General features: G+C 42.9%; 17 protein-coding genes, 1 tRNA gene and 1 pseudogene. 7 read left to right on the top strand and 12 right to left on the bottom strand.

The features are described 5' to 3' along the window. Nucleotides 1-18: 18 nt before the first annotated feature. Nucleotides 19-1221 (top strand): glycosyltransferase WbsX family protein, encoded by a 1203-nt coding sequence (locus tag GA0116948_RS04470; RefSeq protein ID WP_089709405.1) that lies wholly within the window; start codon nucleotides 19-21, stop codon nucleotides 1219-1221. Nucleotides 1222-1895: 674 nt separating this feature from the next. On the opposite strand, the pseudogene GA0116948_RS21755 reads toward GA0116948_RS04470, so the two are convergent. Beyond that, nucleotides 1896-2212: pseudogene (locus GA0116948_RS21755) on the bottom strand (type I restriction endonuclease subunit R, EcoR124 family). Nucleotides 2213-2422: 210 nt separating this feature from the next. Here GA0116948_RS21755 and GA0116948_RS04455 point away from each other — a divergent pair. From GA0116948_RS04455 to GA0116948_RS04445, 3 genes are read left to right on the top strand one after another with little or no spacing between them, the layout of a single operon-like run. Beyond that, nucleotides 2423-2638 carry a helix-turn-helix domain-containing protein gene (locus tag GA0116948_RS04455; RefSeq protein WP_089709403.1) on the top strand — a complete coding sequence of 72 codons (216 nt, stop codon included), beginning with the start codon at nucleotides 2423-2425 and terminating at the stop codon, nucleotides 2636-2638. Continuing rightward, a complete protein-coding gene (locus tag GA0116948_RS04450; RefSeq protein WP_089709402.1) occupies nucleotides 2638-2961 on the top strand; it encodes a HipA N-terminal domain-containing protein in 324 nt (107 codons plus the stop codon). The genes GA0116948_RS04455 and GA0116948_RS04450 overlap by 1 nt, the downstream gene beginning before the upstream one ends. 2 nt (nucleotides 2962-2963) lie before the next feature. Beyond that, entirely contained in the window at nucleotides 2964-3950 is a 987-nt protein-coding gene (locus GA0116948_RS04445; RefSeq protein ID WP_089709401.1) for a type II toxin-antitoxin system HipA family toxin, read from the top strand. A 310-nt stretch (nucleotides 3951-4260) separates the two neighbouring features. Here the strand turns inward: GA0116948_RS04445 and GA0116948_RS04440 are convergent, their stop codons facing one another. The 9 genes from GA0116948_RS04440 to hflX all read right to left on the bottom strand — a co-directional run bounded on the left by GA0116948_RS04440 (nucleotide 4261) and on the right by hflX (nucleotide 14799). Next, nucleotides 4261-7368, bottom strand: a complete 3108-nt coding sequence (locus GA0116948_RS04440) for a type I restriction endonuclease subunit R (protein ID WP_089709400.1) — start codon at nucleotides 7366-7368, stop codon at nucleotides 4261-4263. Nucleotide 7369: 1 nt separating this feature from the next. Then, nucleotides 7370-8500: an AAA family ATPase gene (locus GA0116948_RS04435; RefSeq protein ID WP_089709399.1), complete on the bottom strand. Its 1131-nt coding sequence runs from the start codon at nucleotides 8498-8500 to the stop codon at nucleotides 7370-7372. Nucleotide 8501: 1 nt separating this feature from the next. After that, the gene (locus GA0116948_RS04430) at nucleotides 8502-9668 is read right to left on the bottom strand and encodes a restriction endonuclease subunit S (RefSeq protein ID WP_089709398.1); all 1167 of its coding nucleotides are present in this window, start codon (nucleotides 9666-9668) and stop codon (nucleotides 8502-8504) included. Beyond that, nucleotides 9665-11212 carry a type I restriction-modification system subunit M gene (locus GA0116948_RS04425; protein ID WP_089709397.1) on the bottom strand — a complete coding sequence of 516 codons (1548 nt, stop codon included), beginning with the start codon at nucleotides 11210-11212 and terminating at the stop codon, nucleotides 9665-9667. The genes GA0116948_RS04430 and GA0116948_RS04425 overlap by 4 nt, the downstream gene beginning before the upstream one ends. Before the next feature lie 159 nt (nucleotides 11213-11371). Beyond that, nucleotides 11372-11590, bottom strand: a complete 219-nt coding sequence (locus tag GA0116948_RS04420; protein WP_089709396.1) for a helix-turn-helix domain-containing protein — start codon at nucleotides 11588-11590, stop codon at nucleotides 11372-11374. A 581-nt stretch (nucleotides 11591-12171) separates the two neighbouring features. Beyond that, entirely contained in the window at nucleotides 12172-12477 is a 306-nt protein-coding gene (locus GA0116948_RS04410) for a hypothetical protein (RefSeq protein ID WP_089709394.1), read from the bottom strand. 467 nt (nucleotides 12478-12944) lie between these two features. Then, nucleotides 12945-13018, bottom strand: a tRNA-Asn gene (locus tag GA0116948_RS04400). A 264-nt stretch (nucleotides 13019-13282) separates the two neighbouring features. After that, nucleotides 13283-13612, bottom strand: coding sequence for a Rieske (2Fe-2S) protein (locus GA0116948_RS04395; protein WP_089709392.1), 330 nt, complete (start codon nucleotides 13610-13612; stop codon nucleotides 13283-13285). Continuing rightward, the gene (hflX, locus tag GA0116948_RS04390) at nucleotides 13612-14799 is read right to left on the bottom strand and encodes a GTPase HflX (RefSeq protein WP_170876068.1); all 1188 of its coding nucleotides are present in this window, start codon (nucleotides 14797-14799) and stop codon (nucleotides 13612-13614) included. Before hflX ends, GA0116948_RS04395 begins: the two co-directional genes overlap by 1 nt. A 173-nt stretch (nucleotides 14800-14972) precedes the next feature. On the opposite strand from hflX, the gene GA0116948_RS04385 reads away from it, so the two are divergent. Both GA0116948_RS04385 and GA0116948_RS04380 read left to right on the top strand, forming a co-directional pair. Further along, nucleotides 14973-16946, top strand: coding sequence for a S9 family peptidase (locus tag GA0116948_RS04385; RefSeq protein WP_240619174.1), 1974 nt, complete (start codon nucleotides 14973-14975; stop codon nucleotides 16944-16946). Between the two features lie 172 nt (nucleotides 16947-17118). Further along, complete coding sequence (locus GA0116948_RS04380; protein WP_089709570.1) at nucleotides 17119-17898, top strand: enoyl-CoA hydratase-related protein; 780 nt, start codon at nucleotides 17119-17121, stop codon at nucleotides 17896-17898. Nucleotides 17899-17959: 61 nt separating this feature from the next. Here the strand turns inward: GA0116948_RS04380 and GA0116948_RS04375 are convergent, their stop codons facing one another. Then, a complete protein-coding gene (locus tag GA0116948_RS04375) occupies nucleotides 17960-18652 on the bottom strand; it encodes a porin family protein (protein WP_089709391.1) in 693 nt (230 codons plus the stop codon). Nucleotides 18653-18827: 175 nt separating this feature from the next. Between GA0116948_RS04375 and GA0116948_RS04370 the strand changes: the two genes are divergently transcribed. Next, a complete protein-coding gene (locus GA0116948_RS04370) occupies nucleotides 18828-21752 on the top strand; it encodes a PAS domain S-box protein (protein ID WP_089709390.1) in 2925 nt (974 codons plus the stop codon). A gap of 142 nt (nucleotides 21753-21894) precedes the next feature. Here GA0116948_RS04370 and GA0116948_RS04365 read toward each other — a convergent pair whose 3' ends face one another. Then, on the bottom strand, nucleotides 21895-22938 hold the full coding sequence (locus tag GA0116948_RS04365; RefSeq protein WP_089709389.1) for an MBL fold metallo-hydrolase: 1044 nt from the start codon (nucleotides 22936-22938) through the stop codon (nucleotides 21895-21897). Between the last annotated feature and the right edge of the window lie 39 nt (nucleotides 22939-22977).

The following is a 22977-nucleotide window of genomic DNA, read 5'->3' as shown; positions in this document are numbered from 1 at the left end:
GCTGAAAAATATATACAGATGATAAAATCAACAGTATTCGTTTACCTAACAGTGATACCGATTGTTTTAGTTTCTTTTTTTGCAACAGCACAGCAACAGACTAATACTAAAAACAAGTACGACGTAGCCGCCTATTACTGGCCAGCTTATCACAACGATCCGCGCTTTAAAGATATACACGTTTTCCCCGATGGAAAAGGTGAATGGGAAGCCATTTACAAAGCTAAACCCAAATTTGAAGGTCATGAAGTGCCCAAAGTTCCACTATGGGGTTATGAAGATGAATCCAAGCCGGAGGTAATGGCTAAAAAGATAGCAACCGCAACAAAGTATGGGGTAAATGTAATGATCTTTGACTGGTACTGGTACGACAATAAGCCATATCTGGAAGATGCCCTGAACAAAGGTTTCCTAAAAGCAAAGAACTCAAACGACATGAAATTCTACCTAATGTGGGCCAATCATGACCACACCTCCTACCTAGACCCTTCCAATCCCGACAAAAGTAAAGTGTACTGGTATGGAGGCGTAGACCGCCCTACATTCGAGGTAATGATAGCACACATCATTAAAGACTACTTTAAAAAACCAAACTATTATAAGATCAACGGAGCACCCGTTTTTAACATCTACGAACTTTCCACATTCATCAAAGGAATTGGCGGCCCAGAAAAAGCAAAAGAAGCAATCGACTACTTCCGGAAAAAAACCATTGAAGCCGGCTTCCCGGGATTACACCTCCAAGCTACCCTCTGGGGCAATATTCCTTCCACCTTACAAGGTGTGCCAGGAGACCGGATTCAGACGCAGGATGAAACGCTGGAATACTTTGGATTTGCAAGTATGACGAATTACCAATGGGTGCACCTGGTAGCCCCAGAGGGAGACTACATTCCATGGGCCGAAAAATCCATATCCAACTGGGCAATATGGGACAAGTCATTTAAAATTCCATACTTCCCCCACGTTTCTATAGGCTGGGATAGTAATCCACGCTTCCCGACTACAAAACAAGGCTTGATTGTCAACAACAGGCCCGAATACTTCCAGACTTACCTTGAAAAAGCAAAGGAATATGTAGATCAACATCCTGGTCAACCCAGACTGATTACAATAAACGCCTGGAATGAATGGGCGGAAGGAAGTGCACTTGAACCCAATATGAAATATGGATTTGGCTATCTTGAAGCAGTAAAACATGTGTTTCTTGACGGCAATTAGAGCCTAACTTATCTCCGATGAAATTACAAAGCCTCTGTTGTGTATAAGAGGCTTTGTAAATAATATTACTTAACGCTTTGCCCTTTCTTCCGGCAATGCGGTTTTAATGCTGTTAAAGCAATTTCAAGATATTTTTGTAATGGTTATAATTACTGTTGGTCCATTTAGCGCCTTTGTATAATCCCGTTTGATCCAGAATCGCAGGAATTGCTCTGGACGTAATTTTTGAAAATCTGTAGCTCATCAAATCCATGCTTTTTTACTACAGCTAAGAAATAGTTCAAAACTGATTTTAAATCAGCCCGAGTCTTTCTGACTACCTCGCACATCAAGGAGATGCACTTTCTCGTTGATCAGCCTATTGATGCGTGCCTGGCGGTCTTCTTGTTTTTAAAACAATTCATGCCCGCAAAGCGAACTAGTTTCGCTTCAGGGTACTTATTTCTTTTAGACGGGTCATGGAATCTTTAACTAATGTACCAACCTTGCTTTCTCGAAACTTTTCGGATGTTCCAGTTAGAGAGGGTGCTTCGATTTCGGTCCTGTAGCATGAATGTAAGAGTAGCTTAGTTTCTTTTCTAATTTTTGACATAAACAATTTTTTGCGTTACACTTTGCATTACGGTTTATAAAAAATTGCTAACAAACGTCAAACGAGAAAAAAGCGAAAGCCTTTAAGGAAAAAGACTTTCGCTTGCTCCCCCTGCTGGGCAGTAAAAAACATTATAAATAATAATCCTGCGTATTTCTTCAATTAAAGAGGCTTTGTCTTTTGTCTTTTTGTTGTGCTCAAAAATTAATTCGAGAATATAATCAAGGTTTATCTCTTGCGATTTGAGTAAGTCCACTTCAAAGCCTGATCATCCCAATCTATTGTAGATTCTTCAGATGCTGCCCCATTTTTCTCACGCCTTAACCAGTCTCGTATATCATTGTAGGTAGAACGATAATCCTGTATAGTCCGCTCTTTCAGCAATTCAATCTTCTTCATGGAGGCTGTTTTGGCGACTGAATGGCCTGGTGGACAAATGGCTATTAGCTACAGTTAAGGGGTAAAAAGTCTTAAAAGGGCATTATGATGCCCTTTTAGTAGTATTTGGAAGCACTCCACACATATTTTAATAAAAAAGTGCGTTTTGCTGCACTTTTTACTAAGATTTTATACCAGAATGCTTAAATTTACTCTGAAAAAGGTATTATAATGCACTCTAGGGAAATATTTAACATCGTGAAAGCCAGAAGAGAATCTCTAAATGTGACGCAGGAGACGCTCGCCCAACTTTCCGGCGTAGCGTTGAGAACCTTGAAACAATTTGAAAGCGGCAAGGGCAATCCTACCTTGCAAACACTCCAAAAGCTCGGTGACGCACTGGGACTTGAAGTAACGGTCATCATTAAAAACAAGGGGATTAACTGATGAGAGCAGCCAAGATTCTTTTCAAAGGTCAAGAAGCCGGCGTACTAACACAACATGATGACGGTACATTCACATTCCAGTATAACGCATCGTGGGTAGAAGACAGCAGTAAGCCGTCGATCAGCCTTACATTGCCGAAGATCGCCTCACCATACCATTCTAGTTACCTATTCCCATTCTTCTACAACATGCTGCCGGAAGGGTCAAACAAACAGGTCGTTTGCCAGCTTAACCACTTGGACAAGACCGACTATTTCGGGTTATTGCTGACGATTGCACAAACAGATACCATCGGCGCGGTTACCGTGTCAAAAATCGAATAAACATGAGTTTACCAGATATCCAACATTGTCCCGGTACGCTGGCCCCCGGCTACAATACTTATAGCCGAACGGCACTCGTCAGAGTTTTCAAGGGCCGTAAAGTGAGTCATCTTCTTCCCTACGATTCACCCGCCTCTAATGTGGCAATGGACGAACTCTTTGATGAAAATAGAAAACACATGTCCATCTCAGGTGTACAAGAAAAATTCTCCGTTCTACTCGAGAAGAACAAACTTCGATTGATTAACGAGGGCGAACGAGGTAGTTACATCCTGAAACCAATTCCGGCAGCCGGCCGGCGACCGGACCAGATGCCCGCAAATGAACACCTTACCATGCAGATTGCGCGGCAAGTATATCATATCGAAACGGCGGAGAATGCGCTGATCTTCTTCCGTAATGGAGCACCTGCGTACATAACCAAACGTTTTGATGTCGATGAAAATGATAGAAAACTCGCGCAAGAAGATTTTGCATCTCTAGCCGGGCGCACGCCTCAAACACATGGAGAACATTATAAATATCTGGGTAACTATTTGGAGTTATTTCAGCTCATGCAAAAATACGTCCCGGCTTATCCCGTAGAAGCGCCCAAATTATTGAAACTGCTTATGTTCAACTATCTATTCTCAAATGGTGATGCACATTTCAAGAATTTTTCTCTCCTCGAAACGCCGATGGGGGATTACCGGCTAAGTCCGGCGTATGACTTGCTTAACAGCTGGATTCACATTAAGGACAAGGATTTCGCCTTAGATGATGGCTTACTCCCCAAAAGTTTGGCGCAGGGGAAAATTATGCAGCAGTTCTCCATATTAGCCGATCAGGTCGGCATTTCACTGGCCTCCTTCGATGCAATCAGGCAACTTATGCTTTCCCAAACAGATAAGGTGAAGGAATTAACGTCGGCGTCCTATCTGGATGAAACCACCAAGCGTAATTATTTGCAATCGTATCAAGGTCGATTGCGGCAACTGGAAAAGACTTGAAGATTAATTGACGATTGAAATTCAGTATTGTAATTCTCTATAGAAAGGAATCAGTCCCAACGCTCGGTTTATCACAAGGATATTTATTAGATAAGTTTAAGTTAGGTGGTTTATTCGTACTATGAGTACGGATATAGGAAGAAAAACAAACCAGTTCTGACGGTATCACCTGAAGTGGCAGATGTCATTGGCGCTGGAATTGGCAATGAGATAGGTTTAAATAACACTGATTGATGGCCGCAATAGCGTTTTGAGGGAAAACGTTATTATCATAAAACATTTAATTAATCAAATTCTACTTTGTCCTTATTTAAAGTTGACCACCTACTCCCTTAAACTTTTCAATGAAAGAGGTTAGTTTTTGAAATACCCTTTGTTTTACTGTCAAATACTGAGGATTTAAAGGACTCATTTTCGGTAAAAGAGCATTCAGTTCTGTTCCGTTTTCACTTGCGTATTCTCGCTTTAAAGAAGTTGTTATATAACGTTTTGCTTCTTCCTCATTCAAATTTTCATCTACAATTAATTCTGAGGCTTCAGCTTTCTGTTTGCTTTGAGCATATGCAAAGAATGAATCAATAACATTTGCTTTATCCTGAAGGGTATCAAGCTCAGTTTCATTAATGAAATCAACTACCAAACTCTCTTTTGCTCTATTACCAACACTTGCACGAATAACCCTGCGTATTTCTTCAATTAAAGAGGCTTTGTCTTTTGTCTTTTTGTTGTGCTCAAAAATTAATTCGAGAATATAATCAAGATTTATCTCTTGCGATTTGAGTAAGTCCACTTCAAAGACTACATCATCCCAAGCTATAGTAGATTCTTCAGATGCTGCCCCGCTTTTCTCACGCCTTAACCAGTCTCGTATATCATTGTAAGTAGAACGATAATCCTGTATAGTACGCTCTTTCAGCAATTCAATCTTCTTCATGGAGGCTATTTCCTCATCCGTAACAAAATGCTCCTTTTTAAAGGATTGAATAGCGTCAGCATTATTTATATCTATTTCTTGAAATGCTTTGAGATGATTAAACTCATCGTAGTTCTGTAGAATGTTTTCAACTCTCAAATACTCTCCGAATAGTTTTGCAAATTCCTTTTTGTCTTTCTCTTTTACGATTTCGTCAGGGTTAGGGAATTTCCCATTTAACTCTTTTACTACCTCCACATAACCTCTACGTGCTTCACCTGTAACAATGTCTGTAAAGCCTTCTAAATATTCTTTGAAACTCTTTTCAAGAACTACATTCCTGGTATTGCTATCTCCGAACAGCGTAATAGCATCAATGGTTGCTTTTTCTAAATCTCTGAACGTAATAATATTTCCAAAAGTCTTTGTTGCATCATAAATTCTATTTGTTCGTGAAAAGGCTTGAATCAAGCCATGATAACGCAGATTCTTATCAACAAACAATGTATTGAGTGTAGGAGCATCAAATCCGGTTAAGAACATTCCAACAACAATAATTAGGTCAACCTCTTTATTTTTTACCCGTTTTCCAAGGTCACGATAATAATTTTGAAACTCATTGCTGTCAACTCCATAACTGGTTTTGAACATTGCATTGTAATCATTGATAGCTTTAGTCAAGAACTCTTTAGAACTGCTATCCATTGCAGAGGGCTCAAAACTTTCATCTACTATTTCACCGATTGCCCTTTGTTCCTCATTGGCTGCAAAAGAAAAGATTGTCGCGATCCTTAAAGGTTTATCTCTATCCTTTTGTAAATTGTTTAATTCCTCATAATAACATTTGGCTGCATCAACACTACTTACAGCAAACATGGCGTTAAAACCCTTGTTACTTCCTTGGTTCCTATGCGTTTTTACCTTGAAATTCTGTAAAACATATTGTGATATTTCTTTAATACGGGCAGGATGCAGCAAAGCCGTTTTGTTTTCTGCTGCACTTAGTTTCTTTTCATCAATTTCCGTTTCAATGCTCTTAAATTGGGGACGAACATCATTATAATCTACTTTAAATTTCAGTACTTTTTCGTCCCTAATGGCATCGGTAATTACATATGAGTGCAATTCACTACCAAATACACTTGCTGTAGTATCAGCACCCAAAGCATTTTGCGGAAAAATGGGTGTTCCGGTAAAACCAAATTGATAGAACTTTTTAAACTTCTTTTTCAGATTCTTTTGCGCTTCGCCAAACTGAGAACGGTGTGCTTCATCAAAAATGAAAACTACCTGCTTTTGATATATGGCTAAATCGCCCTCATTTTTCATGAGGTTATTTAGTTTCTGTATGGTTGTTACAATAATCTTATTATCCTCCTTTTCAATATTTCTCTTTAAACCTGCTGTGCTATCGGAGCCATTTACGCTATCAGGAGAGAAACGCTGATATTCTTTCATCGTTTGAAAGTCCAGGTCTTTACGGTCCACTACAAAGAATACTTTATCAATAAAGTCTAATTGAGTTGCTAATCGTGCTGCTTTGAAACTGGTAAGCGTTTTGCCTGAACCTGTGGTGTGCCAAACATAACCACCGCCCTCTGTTGTTGACCATTTCTTTGCTTCATAAGAACTTTTTATTTTCCATAACATGCGTTCTGTTGCAGCAATCTGATAAGGTCGCATAACAAGCAGTGTATCACTCGTGTCAAAAACAGAATAGGTAAGCAATACATTTAATAAAGTATGCTTTTGGAAAAATGTTGACGTAAAGTCTTTTAGGTCTTTGATTAATGTATTATCAGCCTTTGCCCAGTTCATAGTAAAGTCGAAGCTGTTTTTATCTCGTTTTACCGTGTTGGCAAAGTACCGGCTGTCCGTACCATTTGATATAACAAATAGCTGTATGTATTTATAAAGTGAATTACTGCTATTAAAACTTTCTTTGGAATAACGATGCACCTGATTAAAAGCCTCTCGTATTGCAACTCCTCGTTTTTTAAGCTCTACTTGCACCAGGGGTAAGCCATTCACTAATATGGTAACATCATAACGATTGGCATGTGTGCCTTTTTGTTCAAATTGTTTAATGACCTGCACTTTATTACGTGCAATATTTTTTTTATCTACTAAGTAGATGTTTTGGATATGACCATCATCGAAAACAAAATCATAGATATAGTTGTCGTGTATTTTTCTTGTTTTTTCAACAAGGCTATCACTTGGTTTATCTAAAAATTCTTCTACAAAACGAATCCACTCAGCATCCGAAAAAGCTACATCGTTAAGCGATTGTAGTTGGGTTCTTACATTTGCCAACATCGCTTGATGTGTATTTATGCTCAAAGGATTTTCATAACCCTGATAGATTAGGTCTTGAATAAATTCATGCTCCAATGCCGACTCCGTCTGATAAACAGCAGGTGTTTCATTCACCTCATAATACTTGGTAAATTTATCAAGTACAATAAAATTTTTTGATTCCGCTATGGTTTTATACTGTGACATTCTATTCTGTTTCGTTATTTTTTACAATTGATTTGAATCCGTACATCCTTTTTATCTCACCTACTAAAAAGCCCAATACTCTCTTATCATTTTCTTCAACAATCGAAATTTCATCGCCATTATGTTTAGAATGACTTGAGAGATTTATAATTCGTTTGTAATACGCTTCACGTGATTCCTGTGGCAAAAGGTCTTCCCATTTATTGTATCCAAGAAAAGTGGATGTCTTTTCTAATATGTTACGAAGAAAATTGAAATGAAATTTTTTAATATCGCTTGGTGGTTGTATAGCTTTTTCTAATTCTGATAAAAGAAATAAGTGATACGAAAAGGGAGAGTCACTTGCCAATTCACCTATGGAAAAAGTACCATCGTTTAATTTTTCTAACCGCATTTTCTTCGTGCTTTTGACTCTATTAAATTCATTAAAAAGCACATTATAGAATAACGGATTATGTGTGGTGATTATGAATTTTAATTCTGAAGTGCTTGACTTTATTAATTCAGCAATATTTACAGCCAATTCAATTAGGTGAGTATCATCTAATGAGCTTACCGGGTCATCAATGAAAATATAATCCAGATTATTATATTGGTCAGTTTCACGAATTTCTTTTTCAGCAATGTTTAGTACACTTATCACTTGCTCAATTAAACTAAAAAAAACACTCCAAATGAAACAACTTTCTTCGCCTTTCGAGATTTTCACAAATTCGGTATCATTTTCATTTCCCCGCTCAAACGAAAAGCGAACCTCAGTGAAATCTTCACTGAATTGTGGGGTTAATTTATCATTTGTTAATTGTTGGAAATTCTCAACAATATTTCTGTCTTGACCTTGCTCTCGAAGTACCCAATATGTAAAACTATTAGGCTGTATTTTTAGCTTTCTATCGGAATCGGCATCCAAATCATTATCCCAGTAAAACAAATCTTCTGTGAAAGCATTATAGTAAAGTATTTTAGTGCCTGATTCCTCTTGCTGCTCTGCATCAAGTTCTTTCGGGGCTATCAACTCTTTAAATTCACGGGACAGCCGTGTTTTGCCAGAGCCATTAAAAGCATAGATTAACTGTACTTTTTTATCAGCATCTTTAAGCGTTTGAGCTATCTCAATTAATGACTGTGCCATTTTATGATTCTATGGTATTCTGAGGAAAGGTTAATAATAAATCACGGTAGTATTCATACTGCTTTTTCCTTAACTCAATTTCCTTTGGAAGACCTTCGCTAATGGAAGTGGTGAGTATGTCGAATTTATCGAGGATGTTAACAATGCGTTGTTGTTCTTCGAGGGACGGGACGGGGATTTTAAAACTTCCGTATTGTTGTGCATTTATGTTTGGTTGCGAACCGCTACTTTTCGTTTGCGCTATAAAATGATTGTATTCGCATGAATTTAGATAATGATAAATATATTTCGGTACTGCAATCTCTCTATTAACCTGAACACGGATTAAATAACCGGCATAGATTGCTTTTCCAAATTTTTCTGTGAAGTAAAAGTTTTTTCCAACTGTTGCACCGCTACGAGCCAATAAAATATCACCGTCTTTCAGTAAATATTTTTCCTCAAAATTACTTGGCGACATTGGGACATCTGTCAAATTCCCATCTTCAGTAATGTCAGTGATGCGAATATATCTCGTGTCTCCGTCAAATTCTATTGCGGAAGCTCCTGAGCCATAAGATAATTTATAATTTCCTAACTCACTCATAGTTAACCATTTATAACCACACCCATTTAAGTTATTGAAATTCAACAGTTTATCACGATAATATTCGTACTGTTGTTTACGAGCTGTAAGCTCTGCTTTAAGCTCTGCTGTAAGCTCTGTAAATGTGTCGAGAACACGAACAATTTCTTTTTGAACTTCTAATGGTGGAATTGGGATTTTGAGTTTCTCAACTACAAAATTGTCTAAGGTAGGTATCCCTGCAACTCTAACTTTTGATTTTAAGAAATGCTGTTCGCCTATTAAAAAATAGTAGAGAAACTTATTGTTTATAACTTCCGAATGTTCAATGCAAAAACAACCGTCAGATGACCAAAATGCTACAGGACTATAACCAACTGTGCCAGCAGAAGCACCTACATTAATTATCATAACTGTATCGGCTGGTCGATTAGATTTGGAATAAAATCCCAATGGCTCTATGCCACCGTGAAAAACTGGATATTTTTCATGTTGCGATAATTCTTGACGTGTTAGTCTTTTGCCACGTAAAACATTGGAAACCTCCCCCAAAGGCATCCATCCCACTTCTGCACCTTGTAATAATTTATCTAAATAACTCATGCTTCAATTTCTTTAATAATTTCATCAATACTTGTACGCAAGGCATTTATCTTCTCTACAGTTTTCGATAATTCTGCATTTAATTTTACAATATCTACTTTCTCCTTATTGTCCTTTGCCTCTATATAAGAGCTGACGGAAAGGTTATAATCGTTTTCAGCAACCTTGTTGTTGTCAATAGATTTTGCTATATGTTCTACATCTTGTTTGCTGTCGAACAGTTCCATAATTCTTCCAATGTGCTTATCTTCAAGCACATTGTTGTTGGTGGCTTTTTTAAAGAAAGCTTCACCACTGGCATCAATAAACTGGATTTTATTTTCAATCTTATGTTTTGAAAGTACCAGTATGTTTACGGAGATAGTAGTACCATAAAATAAGTTTGATGCTAAAGAGATAATGGTTTCTACAAAATTGTTATCCACCAAATACTTTCTGATTTTCTGTTCTGCACCGCCACGGTAAAAGATGCCAGGGAAACAAACAATAGCTGCCCGTCCTTTGCTTGAAAGATAACTTAGGGCATGAAGCACAAAGGCAAAATCTGCTTTAGATTTAGGAGCCAATACACCAGCAGGTGCAAATCGATCATCATTAATGAGTGTTGGATCATCATCACCAATCCATTTTATAGAATATGGTGGATTAGAAACGATGGCATCAAATGGTTTTTCATCTCCATAGTGAGGGTCAATGAGTGTATTGCCAAGGGCAATGTTAAACTTGTCGTAGTTGATGTTGTGCAAAAACATGTTCATACGAGCAAGGTTGTACGTGGTGTGGTTTACTTCCTGCCCATAAAAACCTTCTTCAATAATATGATTGTCGAAATGCTTTTTGGCTTGCAAAAGCAAAGAGCCTGAACCTGCCGCAGGGTCATATATCTTGTTTACTTTGTCTTGCTTGTGCATTGCCAATTGGGCAATGAGTTTTGAAACGTGTTGTGGCGTAAAAAACTCACCACCCGATTTTCCTGCATTGGCGGCATAATTAGAAATTAAAAACTCATAGGCATCGCCAAAAAGGTCAATATGGTTATCTTCAAAATTCCCAAAATTCAGTTCTTCAACACCTTTCAGAACAGATGCTAAACGGCCGTTTTTGGCTTCAACGGTATTTCCAAGCCGAGTGCTTGTTGTATCAAAGTCTGCAAACAATCCTTTTATATCCGGTTCGGATGGATAGCCATTTGCAGAGCTTTCAATAGCATCAAAAATGGCTTTTAGGTCTGTATTAAGATTTGTATTGGTATTAGCTGTCTTGGCAACATTCACAAAAAGTTGACTTGGATAAATGAAGTATCCTTTTGTTTTAATTGCATCATCTTTTATTTCAGGAGTGATTTTATTATCAGGATAATTTGCGTAGTTAACGCTATCATCACCACCTTCAATGTAATTGGTAAAGTTTTCACTAATAAAGCGATAAAAGAGTGTACCCAATACAAATTGTTTAAAATCCCATCCATCGACAGAGCCACGTACGTCGTTGGCTATTCTCCATATTTTAGCTTGCAATTCTTGTCTTTGTGCTATGCTGGTCATTTTTTATCTTTTATTAATTCTTTTGGGTTCACTTTTAAGAACTATGTAATTTCAAGTGTATATCTCAAATTATAAGTTGAACGCTGTTTTGTATATAGCTGATTTTATTTTGAAAATCCATCTTCATACAAAAATTAGGAGCGTCAGTATATGGCTATTCTATTTCTTCTTCAACTTCAAACTTCCATACAATGCGTTCAACAGATCACAAGGGGCAACATCTATCGCCAATGCAATAAGATATAGTTCTTCCGCTCTTAAATGGCTCCGCTCATGTAGAGTGAGTTCATTCAACCTTGCTCTGGATAAGCCCGTTTTCCTGGCTACCTCTGATTTATTTACTGATTTTTGAGCCAGATATTCTCCCAATAAAGTCATTAATTGTTAGGTTTATCTATAATAATTAATAGAATGAAAATATATTATTACAGAATAGCTAACTATTTATTGGGGAAATTGTAGGATAAACGATAAATAGTGTTGTATATTCTATAATAATTAATCGTTAATCAATCATGCTTATTTATGAAATACAATACATTTTAAAGCAAAAAAGGAAAATTGCAGGCCTTACAATATTAAGCGCATTTGCTTTATTCTCGATCTCCGAAACTGCGACCTTCCAAGATCACGATAAAATAGGGTAAATCGCTCATGCTATGGCGTGGGCGTTCTTATTCGTGATCAGGGTGTCGCAGCCCTCGGAGAATATAGGGTCTAACCTACGCCTCTTTTTATGTACCGCCGGTTGGTCTACTCACAAATTCTTTACTTCTAAATGTTCCCCATGAAAAAGAATCTAACCGTCAAGCAGCAATGGCTTAAGCCCAAGCCGGAAGAGGAACTAGGCGAGGCACATCATTTTACTACGCGCTCCAGTGACATACATTCCAAATACATGATCATAGAGAACATCCTGACGTCTCATATAGATAAGGTCCTTGTAATACCAGCAACCATTAATTTGCAACATAAATAACTGCTGATCTCTGATTTGACTCCATCAAGGAGGCAACAGTGAGCTTCTTTAAATTCCGGATATCAATCACATCCCAATGCAATCCTTCTTCTCTATCCGGCACTTTCACAAAAACTTTCCTCATAATTTCAGCCACAGTATCCGTGTCTATTAGTTTGTCATTTTCCGCCGCATATTTGAGCACTTTTAGAAACTTGTCAAAAAGTGATTTTACGGAGGCCGGGCTCATATAGGTATTTTTCTGACCTGGTTGCTTTGCCAAATAGTTGCGAATGCGTGCAGCCATTTCTACATCGTCAAAAGTGCTTTAATAGTATTGTTACTTTGGAAAGCGTATGGACTGATCGGTTTAACCCATGAATGGTCTTCCCCGGACCATTCGTCCTTAGTTGGGTTCTGGGGAAGCTTCACAGGATAATACTTCTCCCCAGGACCATCCAAATAGACATAAATATGGACCGGATACCGCACGTTTTTATTGATCTTCCGCCGATAGTTAAATTTCATCTTAATTGAGACTGCCATTTGCTTAATTTTTTTGGGTGATGCAAAATGATTATCGAAAAGCAGTAGTTGTTGAACAGGGTTTGGATTGAGGATTGTCTAAAGTGACAGAAAAAGTGCAAGAGAACCTGCAAGAAACATGGCGGAAATGAGCGGAATTCTACGGAATGATGAATCAACCCAAACGAAAAAAACCTGCGACCAGCGCAGGTTTTAATTCCTTGGATGTCCGGTGACATCCGTTAAGTGCTCCCCCTGCTGGACTTGAACCAGCGACCCTCTGATTAACAGTCAGATGCTCTAACCAACTGAGCTAAGGAGGAATATCCCCTTGAATTGGGATTGCAAAAATAGGAAAATTTCCATTCCTGCAAAATCTTTGTTCCCCTTTTCCCAAAAAAACTTTCCCGCATACAAGAAAACCCTTACCCAGCGAAGTACACCGCGTGAGCGGCATTCATAAAAATTCTAACCAGAGAAATGATAAAACGTAGCAATCCACCATAGAAAACACATTTACCCTGCTTCCATGGCAGAATGGTTACCTTTTTATACCCGGTAAGCTAAGTAATACGCAAACCCATTCTCTAAAACCAACTACTCTTTTCAATACCCACATAAAGCCCGTCTTCCCGCTGTTCTACGGGATAGGTTTTCAGGTGATATCCTTCCCCGCTGGAGTTATGCCCGTTGCGCAGGTCAAAGCGATAGCGATGTAAAGGGCACACCACTTCGCCTTGCTGTATAAAGCCGTCGGCCATGATGCCACTGGCATGCGGACACTTGTAGGCAAAAGCAAACCAGGTTTGCTCCACCAGCGTCAGGCAAATGCGCTTGCCGCCGGCATCCTGCACGGTAATTGCTCCAGGGGCCACCATCGGGTCGTCCAGCTTATGCCATTTATAGTCTTTAGCCATTAAAAGAAAGCGCTTTTGTAAGGATATTTTTGGGTGTATAGTTCCGTTACTTTGTCTAGGATGGTCTTGCGCAGCTCCTCCACGTTACGTTTTTCTACGGCGGCAATGAATACACAATTGCCATGTGTGCGGATTTCCCAGCTTTCTTTTAACTGGCGCAGGATGTCTTGTTTAATATCATCGGCCAGCCACTCGTCGAAGGTGTTTTGCTCGTAGAGATCCATCTTGTTAAAGATCATGATGGTGGGCTTGTCAAATGCTTTCAGTTCCTGCAAAGTGCGGTTTACTACCTCTACCTGGTCTTCGTACTGCGGGTGTGAAATATCCACCACGTGCAGCAGGATATCGCTTTCCCGCACTTCGTCGAGCGTAGATTTAAAACTCTCCACCAAGTGATGGGGCAGTTTGCGGATAAATCCTACCGTATCGCTGAGCAGGAAAGGCGTCTGGTCAAATACCACTTTGCGGGTGGTGGTGTCCAGGGTGGCGAACAATTTATTTTCCGCAAATACTTCGCTTTTGCTCAGCAGGTTCATGATAGTAGACTTCCCCACGTTGGTATACCCAACGAGCGCCACGCGGATAAATTCGCCGCGCTCTTTGCGTTGGGTGAGTGATTGCTTGTCGATCTCCTCCAGTTTTTTGCGCAACAACCCTATCTTGTCTTTTACAATACGGCGGTCTGTTTCAATTTCCGTTTCACCCGGCCCCCTGCTGCCAATGCCGCCGCCCTGGCGTTCCAGGTGACTCCACATGCCGCGCAGGCGGGGCAGGATGTACTGGTACTGCGCCAGCTCTACCTGCACCTTGGCCTGGGCAGTACGGGCCCTGCGGGCAAAGATGTCGAGGATAAGATCACTGCGGTCTATCACTTTTACGTTGAGGACTTTTTCAATATTGGCAATCTGCGAGCCGGTAAGCTCATCATCAAAAATGACGAGCGAAATATTGCGGCCCAGCACAAAAGCTTTGATTTCTTCTAGTTTTCCCTTGCCCACAAAAGTGGCCCGGTCGGGATGGGCCAGGCGTTGGGTAAAGCGTTTCACAGCAGTGGCGCCGGCAGTCTCCGCCAGGAAGGACAGTTCATCGAGGAACTCCTGGGACTGGCGTTCGGTTTGATCTTTTGTGATCACGCCCACCATCACGGCCCGCTCTTCCTGCTGTACAACTTGTTTCTTTTCGATCAATGTAAGTTCAGTTTATCCCACAAATTTAGTCATTTGCCCGCATTGCCCCCGCACCTGTATGGGCGATGCAGGTAATTGATTAATTTACGCCGGTCAATTCATCTTCCATTTCAATGATCAACAACATGCGCAGGCATTGGCTACTGGCCACCATATTAATAACCAACACCGCAATGGCTCAACAGAAAATGACACCGGAGCTGCTCTGGCAGCTAGGCCGGGTAAGCGGAGAAGCCGTAAGCGCCGACGGAAAATCGGTACTGTACAGCGTTTCCCACTATGATAAAGATCAAAATAAGGGCGAAAAACACCTCTTTAGCATTCCACTGGCCGGCGGCCAGCCTACGCAACTACTGCCCGAAGCAGGCAATGGCGACATTGCCGTAGCTGCCACCAGAACGGGTTTCAGCCGGCAAGGCCAATATTGGGAAATGAACCCCGATGGCAGCCATGCCGTACAGCAAACCACCGTCACAGAAGGGATGGACAACATCCGCCGCTCACCAGACGGTCAGTACATCCTCTTCTCCCGCGAAGTGAAAGTGAAAAAAATAAATGGCAAAGACATTTATCCAGATCTGCCTAAAACTACGGCGCAGATATACGACAACCTGAACTACCGCCATTGGGATACCTGGGAAGACGGCAGTTTCCAACACGTTTTCTACGCTACATATCGCGATGGGCAAATAGGCACACCCATAGACCTGTTGGAAGGCGAACCCTTCGATTGCCCGCAAATGCCCTATGGCGGCGCGGAAGACCTGATATGGGCACCAGACAGCAAAAGCATTGTATACGTTACGAAAAAAAGTTTCGGTAAAGACTACGCTACCAGTACCAACACCGGCATATACGAATATAACCTGGCCAATAAAACGACCAAAGATTTGGCAGCAGGCCTGCCCGGCTACGACATAGCCCCCGCTTTCAGCGCCGACGGTAAATATATTGCCTGGCTAAGTATGGCCCACGATGGATATGAATCCGATAAAAACGATATCGTAGTGCTGGACCGCGCTACGGGTAAGCGCACAAATCTTACTAAAGATTGGGACGGCACAGTAGGCAGCATTCAATGGAGCAGTGATGGCAAGAAAATATTTTTTGTTGCCCCCATCAAAGGCACGGAACAGTTGTTTGAGATCGCTTTGCAAAAAAATATCGCACAAACTAACGCCGCTCATCTACGTCAGGTAACCAATGGCGATTTTGATATAGCCGGCATCGTAGGGCAGTCTGCCAATACACTGGTGGTATCCCGCACCGATATGAACCACGCCGCAGAGCTATATACGTTAGATCTGAAAAATGGCCGCTTAAAACAATTGACGACGGTTAACGACGATATTAATAAAAGCGTAGGTCAATGCCGCACCGTAAAACGTTGGATCACCACGACAGACAATAAACAGTTGCTAGCCTGGGTCATTTATCCGCCAGACTTTGACGCTACTAAAAAATATCCTACATTATTATATTGCCAGGGTGGCCCGCAATCGGCCCTCACTCAATTTTATTCTTTCCGCTGGAATTTCCAACTCATCGCCTCACAGGGATACATTGTGGTGGCGCCTAATCGGCGTGGTATGCCAGGACATGGGGTAGAATGGAATGCCGCCATTTCCCGCGACTGGGGCGGACAGCCCATCCGCGATTACCTGAGTGCGATCGATGATGTAGCCAAAGAACCTTACGTTGATAAAAACCGCCTCGGTGCAGTTGGCGCCAGCTACGGCGGCTACTCCGTGTACATGCTGGCCGGTGTGCACGAAAACCGGTTCAAAACATTCATCGCCCACGATGGGCTATTTGACCTGCGCAGTTGGTACGGCACTACGGAAGAATTATGGTTTGCCAACTGGGATATTGGCGCTTATTGGGACCCTGCCAATGCAGCCAACCTGCAAAAGTTTAATCCCAGCGAATACGTAAACAAATGGAATACGCCCATCCTGATTGTACAGGGCGGCATAGATTTCCGGGTACCTATAGAACAGGGGCAACAGGCCTTCCAGGCGGCCCAGCTAAAGGGCATAAAAAGTAAGCTGCTATATTTCCCGGATGAAAACCACTGGGTGCTTCATCCTCAAAATGCATTGGTATGGCAGCGGGAGTTTTTCTCCTGGCTGAAGGAAACATTGTAAACGATATCCTATAAAATAAATAGGCGGTCGGAAAAGCCAAAGGTTTTCTCCGGCCGTTTTGCATTTATTAACCTGCTTCTCCTAAAAACCTGCTCATCAAGAAAGCATGCCGGTTTTTCCAGGCATCATTTTCCTTACCTTCCATTCCAGGCAAGACCCTAAAATCCACGTTATGTATTCATCGCTGATATACGAAGTGCATCACGGCGTAGGCACCATTACCCTGCACCGTCCCGAGGCTTATAATGCGTTCAACGACGCCATGAGCTATGAACTTCAGGACGCGCTGAAGCAAGCAGCCAATGATTCAACGGTAAGAGCCTTGGTACTTACCGGCGAGGGCAAGGCCTTTTGCAGCGGGCAAGACCTCAAGGCCGCCAGCGAAGCAGGCGTGCGCAACCTGGGCGAATCGCTGCTCAAACGTTATAACCCTATCATCCGGGGCATCCGCGACCTGCCAAAGCCCGTTATCTGCCAGCTCAATGGCGTGGCCGCCGGTGCCGGCTGCTCCCTGGCCCTAGCCTGCGATGTGATCATTGCCAGCGAAACGGCCAGCATGATAGAGATCTTCATCAATATTGCCCTGGTGCTGGATTCCGGCTCCTCCTACTTTTTACCCCGCACTTTGGGCTACCACCGCGCATTTGAACTGGCCACCAAAGCCTCCAAACTTTCCGCGCAGGAGGCCAAAGCACTGGGCCTCATCAATAAAGTAGTGCCGCCCGAAGCCCTGGTAGAAGCAGTGGCCGCAGAAGCAACGTTTTATGCCAATGCACCCACTACCGCCATTGCCCTCTTGAAAAAGATGCTCACCAAAGGCATGACCGAAAACCTGGAAACCGTGCTGGAATATGAAGCCTATTGCCAGGAGATAGCCGGCCATACAAAAGACAACGCAGCAGGCATCCAGGCTTTCCTGGAAAAAAGAACACCCGTGTTCACCGGTTCCTAAGCACATAAAAAAAGCTTTCCCGCAAAAACAGGAAAGCCTCTATATAATTTTCATACCCGGATTATAGGCCACTCAGGCAAATACCGATAGAATATGCCGATATGTCGATCTGGGAAGTGTTTTTGAAGATTGGATTGAGGTTGTAAGTACCAAACAACCCAATGTTGCCCAGGCTAATTCGGGCAGTGGCCGCAAAACGGAAGTTATTAAAATAGCGGCGGGAAGACTCTTTTTCTATTACTCGGGAATTATTCACCGATAGTTGCTCCTTGGTATGGGCATTCAGCAGGTAACCGGCCTTGATGCCAATGGCTGCTTTGAAACCCTTATTGGCATTTTCCTCGTTCTGGCGGTAACGCAGTTCCACGGGAATGTCCAGGTAAGTGGTGGCAATCTTAAAACGGCCATTATTATCCGAACTCGAAAAGCTGGGAACCGTGTTTACATTGCTGGTAGAGTTGTCCAGTCGATAGTCTTTCAGGTAAATACCGCTGGTACCAAAACCAATACCAGGGGCCACGGAGAGGTGATGCTGTAAAGGCACATCGTACATGAAATAGGCGTTGAAACCACGGTTAAAACCAGTTTTTACACCAGCGGGCAGGCCGCTCCATCCGTCATAGGAAAGCTGTAACAAAAGGAAATCATGGGAATGGGTCAGGGCCTTTTTAGCCACCGTAGCACCAACACCATCTTGTGCCATAGCCGAAAAGAAACAACCGATCAGCGCAAGTGTAAATACTATTCTTCTCATAAAAATAAAAGCTTCGATCCAAGAAAATTAGGCAAATTTAATGGAATGCCTGTAAAACAAAGATTTAAAATATTATAAAAATAGCGACCAGAATCCTATATTAGTATCACAACTCTCCCAAATACCCGAATTTGCCGGTATTTCCCCCAAATAGGCCTGCTGAAAAAACCAAGTGATGAAACAACTGAAACGCCCTATTATCCTAATAATTGCCATCGCGTTATTGTGCATCACAACCTTCGTAGGATACACCTATAAGGCAAACCGTAAAATGGCGGAAGCCAGTGAATGGGCCTTTCACACCGGGCAGGCATTGGATCATATTAATAATGTACGTATGTATGCCAACCGCCTGGAATTGGACTTCCTTGGCTATTTGCGCTCCCAGGATAGCAGCTACCTGCTGCAAAAACGTATGCCAGACAGCTTGCACCTGGCCGCAGCACTAGCCAGCCTAGACACCCTGCTGGCACAGGAGCCATTACAAAAAACCGCACTAGACACCCTTTACCAGCTCCTGGGCCGGCAAAATTCTTTCCAGCAGCAGCAACTATCAGCGGTTTCAATACCTGACAGCGCTGCCATTCCGGAATGGCAGCGTTCCGAACCACTGTTGTCAGCTATATCCACCCATGTGCAACGCATGTACGACCGCCAAATGCAGATCCAGGAACAACAACTGGCCACCCGGAGCAGCTATGCCGCCCGGCTTTACCAGTCTGGCATTACCGGCGGCATCGTACTCAGCATCATCCTGGTGATGGCCTTGCTCCGTATTAATTTTATCATGCACCAGCTTCGTACTACCCGCGTAGCACTCCATGACCATGGGCAACTGTACCAGCAACTGGTGGAAGCTTCCGGGTCGCTGATGTACCTGACTAACTTGAAAGGCTATTTCGAATACATTAGCCCACAAGCCCTGGCCCTTTGCGGTTTTGCACCGGAAGAACTGCTGGAAAGGCATTATTCCTTACTACTCACCCCAGAAACGTTTCAAGAACTGCGCGCTTTTTATGAAGAACAGGTAGGCCGGAAGTCTCCAATAACCAACCGCGAATTCGAGATTATCACCAAATCCGGCCAAAAGAAATGGGTGGAACAACAGATTACACTGCGTTATCAACAGGGCAAGGTGATAGGCTACCAAGGCTTGGTAAAGGACATCCACGAAAAAAAAATGCTGCAACTGGCCATGGAGGCGGCACACCAGGAACGCGAAAACCTGCAATATTTGATGCAGGCCATATTACAACATACCCCCACCTTTGTATTTATTAAAGATCTCCAGGGTAAATACCTGCTGGTGAATAAGGAGTTCGAAAAAGTGAGTGGCCTTGCCGCTCATGAAATCCTGGGACATACCGACCAGGAAATAACCCAGCCAATAGAGGCCCTCAAATGGGCTGCCAGCGACCAAAAGGTCATCGACTTCAGAGAGCCTGTAAAAATGCTGGGCAGCCTGGAACGTAATGGGCAAACCTACCAATACCTGGTCACCAAATATCCCCTGTTCAATGCTAATAATGAAGTGTATGGTATAGGTACCACCGGTGTAGACATTACAGACCATGTAAGCCGGGAAAACGAATTGCTGGAAGCCCGCACTAAGGCCGAAGAGGCCCGCCGTCTACAGGAAATTTTTCTGGTCAATATGAGCCACGCATTACGTACCCCCATTAATAGCATTACTGGCATGGCCTACCTGCTACATAAAACCGTACTCAGCGAAACACAAAAAGAATACACGGAAGCCATTACCGCATCTACCGAAAAACTTACCTTGCTCATCAACGATATCGCAGCTATTTCCAATATCCATGCAGGAAGGCTACAACTGGAAAAAGGCCCCTTAAACCTGCCCCTGCTACTACAAAAATCCATGGCCGCTGTAAGGCCCCTGGCAGAAACCAAAAGCCTTAATCTTTACTGTGACCTGGATGAAAATATTCCCACCCATCTCTATGGCGATGCCCTTCGCTTGGGACAAGTGTTTGGCGCCTTGCTGGAAAACGCGGTAAAGTTTACCGCTGTGGGCAACGTAGAACTTACCGCTATGCTGCTGGAAGAAAAGGATACAGCTGTACGTATAGGCATAACCGTTACAGATACCGGCATTGGCATTGAGCCTGGCCAGCAGGAAAATATTTTTAAAACATATGAACATACCAATCCGGAAACATCCCTGTACTTTGCCGGTGCCGGCGTGGGACTGGCCATTTGCCGGGAAATTTTACACCTGCACCATGGCAGCATTGCCATAAAAAATAGACCTGGCCCCGGCACCACATTCTATGTGGAGCTGCCGCTGGAGAAATACAATGTGCCGGATACCCCCCGACAAGCCCTCACCGGCCAGAGCCTGGAAGGCAAAAAGATACTACTGGCGGAAGACAATCCTATTAACCAAAAAGTAGTGCGCTATACCCTTCAGCAGTCCGGCGCCCAGGTAGACGTAGCCTCCGATGGCCTAACCGCCATGCAAATGATGATGCAAAAAACCTACGACTGCATATTGCTGGACTTACAAATGCCTGAGATGAATGGTTATGAAGCCATCGCCGCCCTGCGCCGGCTGGGCTTCACTACACCCTCCATTGCAACAACGGCCTCCACCCAACACGAAGCAGCAGAGAAATGCATGGCCGCAGGTTTCAATGCCTACATCGCCAAACCATTTTCTCCCGATGAACTGGTGTATAAAATACTTGATCTCCTGGAAGTCCAGGCCATAGCTGCCCCTACTGCTTCGCCCACGCCACCGCTGGTAGATTTCGAATACCTTTTTAACATTACCCAAAAAGATAAGCCCTATCTTTCTGAATTGCTAAACACTTTTACCACCACGGCGCCTGAAAACCTGGACAAAATTTCCCAGGCGATGGAAAAGGAAGATTGGGAGGAAGTAAAATTCTGGACCCACCGTATGCAGGCCAGCCTCGCAGTAGTGCGCATTGCATCACTCAACCGGCTGTTGCTGGAACTGGAACAGGATATAGAAAAGCCTTCACCAAACATGGCGCAAAAAAAACTTCAATCGGCCCGCCAGCTTTATGAAAAAGCAGCCACGTTGATTGCTGCCATGCAAAATACATTATAGTGGTCCTGTATCTCAATAAACATCAAACCATCGCTTAGCATCGTTTATTCGTAACCGTTAGTATTAACACACGATGTTTGATAGTGCGATACACCCAGTTATGATAGAAGGATTATTGCCCCAACCCGCTTCCTTTCGCCACTTAACACTCATGCTTCATGCCTGGCTCACCTTTATGAGGTATGGCCGCATACGGCGTGGCAAAACTGTCTGCCACCCATTCAAATGCCTCCTCTTTTGTGCGCACATGGCCTAGGCCTGGCCATGGCAGGTGATAGGCCAGCACCTTAGTTCTGCTGGCCGCCAATGCCGCCAGCACGGTGCGCCTGGTAGTAACTGCCTGTTTAAAATCAGTATCACCATAAAAGCCCCATTCAGGATGAGGAAATAATAATACGTCCGAATGTACCAGGTCTGCTATGTGGAGGAGCTTTTCGCTGCCGGAAAAAATTTCCACCAGCGTATGACCCGGCGTATGACCCGGAGCCAGGTGAAGGCGTATGCAGCCTAACAGGGACTTGCTATAATCTAAGAAATGCAAACGTTTGCCCTGGGCCTGTATATTTTTTTTGATTCCCGCTATCATAGGTTGCAACGATTTTATGTCGCCATATTTGCTCCTGGAAAAGTCTTGCAAGGGAGCCATCCAAAAATCCTGCTCTGCCTGCGACAAATACACTTGCGCATTGGGAAATACCAAACTGCCATCCTTTCGCAACAGGCCCCCCATATGATCAGGATGTGCATGGGTAAGCACTACATCGCTCACCTCATTCAGCGCAAAGCCCGCATCTACCAAGCTTTGCGGCAGCCATCCACTACCCGGCCCAAATAGTGTACCCGCACCGGCATCCACCAGTATTACCTGCCTGCCTTTCCGGATAACAAGGATATTCATGCCCAGCTCTATTTTGTCGGTAGATCGGAAGTTATCACGCAGTAGGGCCTGTACGGCATCTGCCGCCACGCCTGGTGCAAAGGATGGCTGCACGGGTTGCATAGTTAGCTTGCCATCCGTAACAATGGTCAATTCCAAATCGCCCAGCGCAAAGCGATGATAAGGATGCTTATCTACCCGAAGCATATCGTTATGTACTACACGCCCGCCTGCCAGCGAACTTGTTAAAGGCAGGGCTGTAGCCAACCCTGCCATTCCTATGTTTTTAAACATGGTTCTTCTTTCCATAACCTAATTAATTTAATGCAAATGTATCTGCTCGTTATC

It is taken from the genome of Chitinophaga costaii, from assembly GCF_900094705.1.
Taxonomy (GTDB): Bacteria; Bacteroidota; Bacteroidia; order Chitinophagales; family Chitinophagaceae; genus Chitinophaga; species Chitinophaga costaii.
The sequence above is the reverse complement of the archived record's forward strand: the minus strand, read 5'-3'. Positions and strand labels throughout refer to the sequence as shown.

Bases quoted from the DNA above. Each gene is read 5' to 3' on its own strand.
- GA0116948_RS04470 (WP_089709405.1), top strand. From the start codon at position 19: ATGATAAAATCAACAGTATTCGTTTACCTAACAGTGATACCGATTGTT.
- GA0116948_RS04455 (WP_089709403.1), top strand. From the start codon at position 2,423: ATGCACTCTAGGGAAATATTTAACATCGTGAAAGCCAGAAGAGAATCT.
- GA0116948_RS04450 (WP_089709402.1), top strand. From the start codon at position 2,638: ATGAGAGCAGCCAAGATTCTTTTCAAAGGTCAAGAAGCCGGCGTACTA.
- GA0116948_RS04445 (WP_089709401.1), top strand. From the start codon at position 2,964: ATGAGTTTACCAGATATCCAACATTGTCCCGGTACGCTGGCCCCCGGC.
- GA0116948_RS04440 (WP_089709400.1), bottom strand. From the start codon at position 7,368: ATGTCACAGTATAAAACCATAGCGGAATCAAAAAATTTTATTGTACTT.
- GA0116948_RS04435 (WP_089709399.1), bottom strand. From the start codon at position 8,500: ATGGCACAGTCATTAATTGAGATAGCTCAAACGCTTAAAGATGCTGAT.
- GA0116948_RS04430 (WP_089709398.1), bottom strand. From the start codon at position 9,668: ATGAGTTATTTAGATAAATTATTACAAGGTGCAGAAGTGGGATGGATG.
- GA0116948_RS04425 (WP_089709397.1), bottom strand. From the start codon at position 11,212: ATGACCAGCATAGCACAAAGACAAGAATTGCAAGCTAAAATATGGAGA.
- GA0116948_RS04420 (WP_089709396.1), bottom strand. From the start codon at position 11,590: ATGACTTTATTGGGAGAATATCTGGCTCAAAAATCAGTAAATAAATCA.
- GA0116948_RS04410 (WP_089709394.1), bottom strand. From the start codon at position 12,477: ATGGCTGCACGCATTCGCAACTATTTGGCAAAGCAACCAGGTCAGAAA.
- GA0116948_RS04395 (WP_089709392.1), bottom strand. From the start codon at position 13,612: ATGGCTAAAGACTATAAATGGCATAAGCTGGACGACCCGATGGTGGCC.
- GA0116948_RS04385 (WP_240619174.1), top strand. From the start codon at position 14,973: ATGGCTCAACAGAAAATGACACCGGAGCTGCTCTGGCAGCTAGGCCGG.
- GA0116948_RS04380 (WP_089709570.1), top strand. From the start codon at position 17,119: ATGTATTCATCGCTGATATACGAAGTGCATCACGGCGTAGGCACCATT.
- GA0116948_RS04375 (WP_089709391.1), bottom strand. From the start codon at position 18,652: ATGAGAAGAATAGTATTTACACTTGCGCTGATCGGTTGTTTCTTTTCG.
- GA0116948_RS04370 (WP_089709390.1), top strand. From the start codon at position 18,828: ATGAAACAACTGAAACGCCCTATTATCCTAATAATTGCCATCGCGTTA.
- GA0116948_RS04365 (WP_089709389.1), bottom strand. From the start codon at position 22,938: ATGGAAAGAAGAACCATGTTTAAAAACATAGGAATGGCAGGGTTGGCT.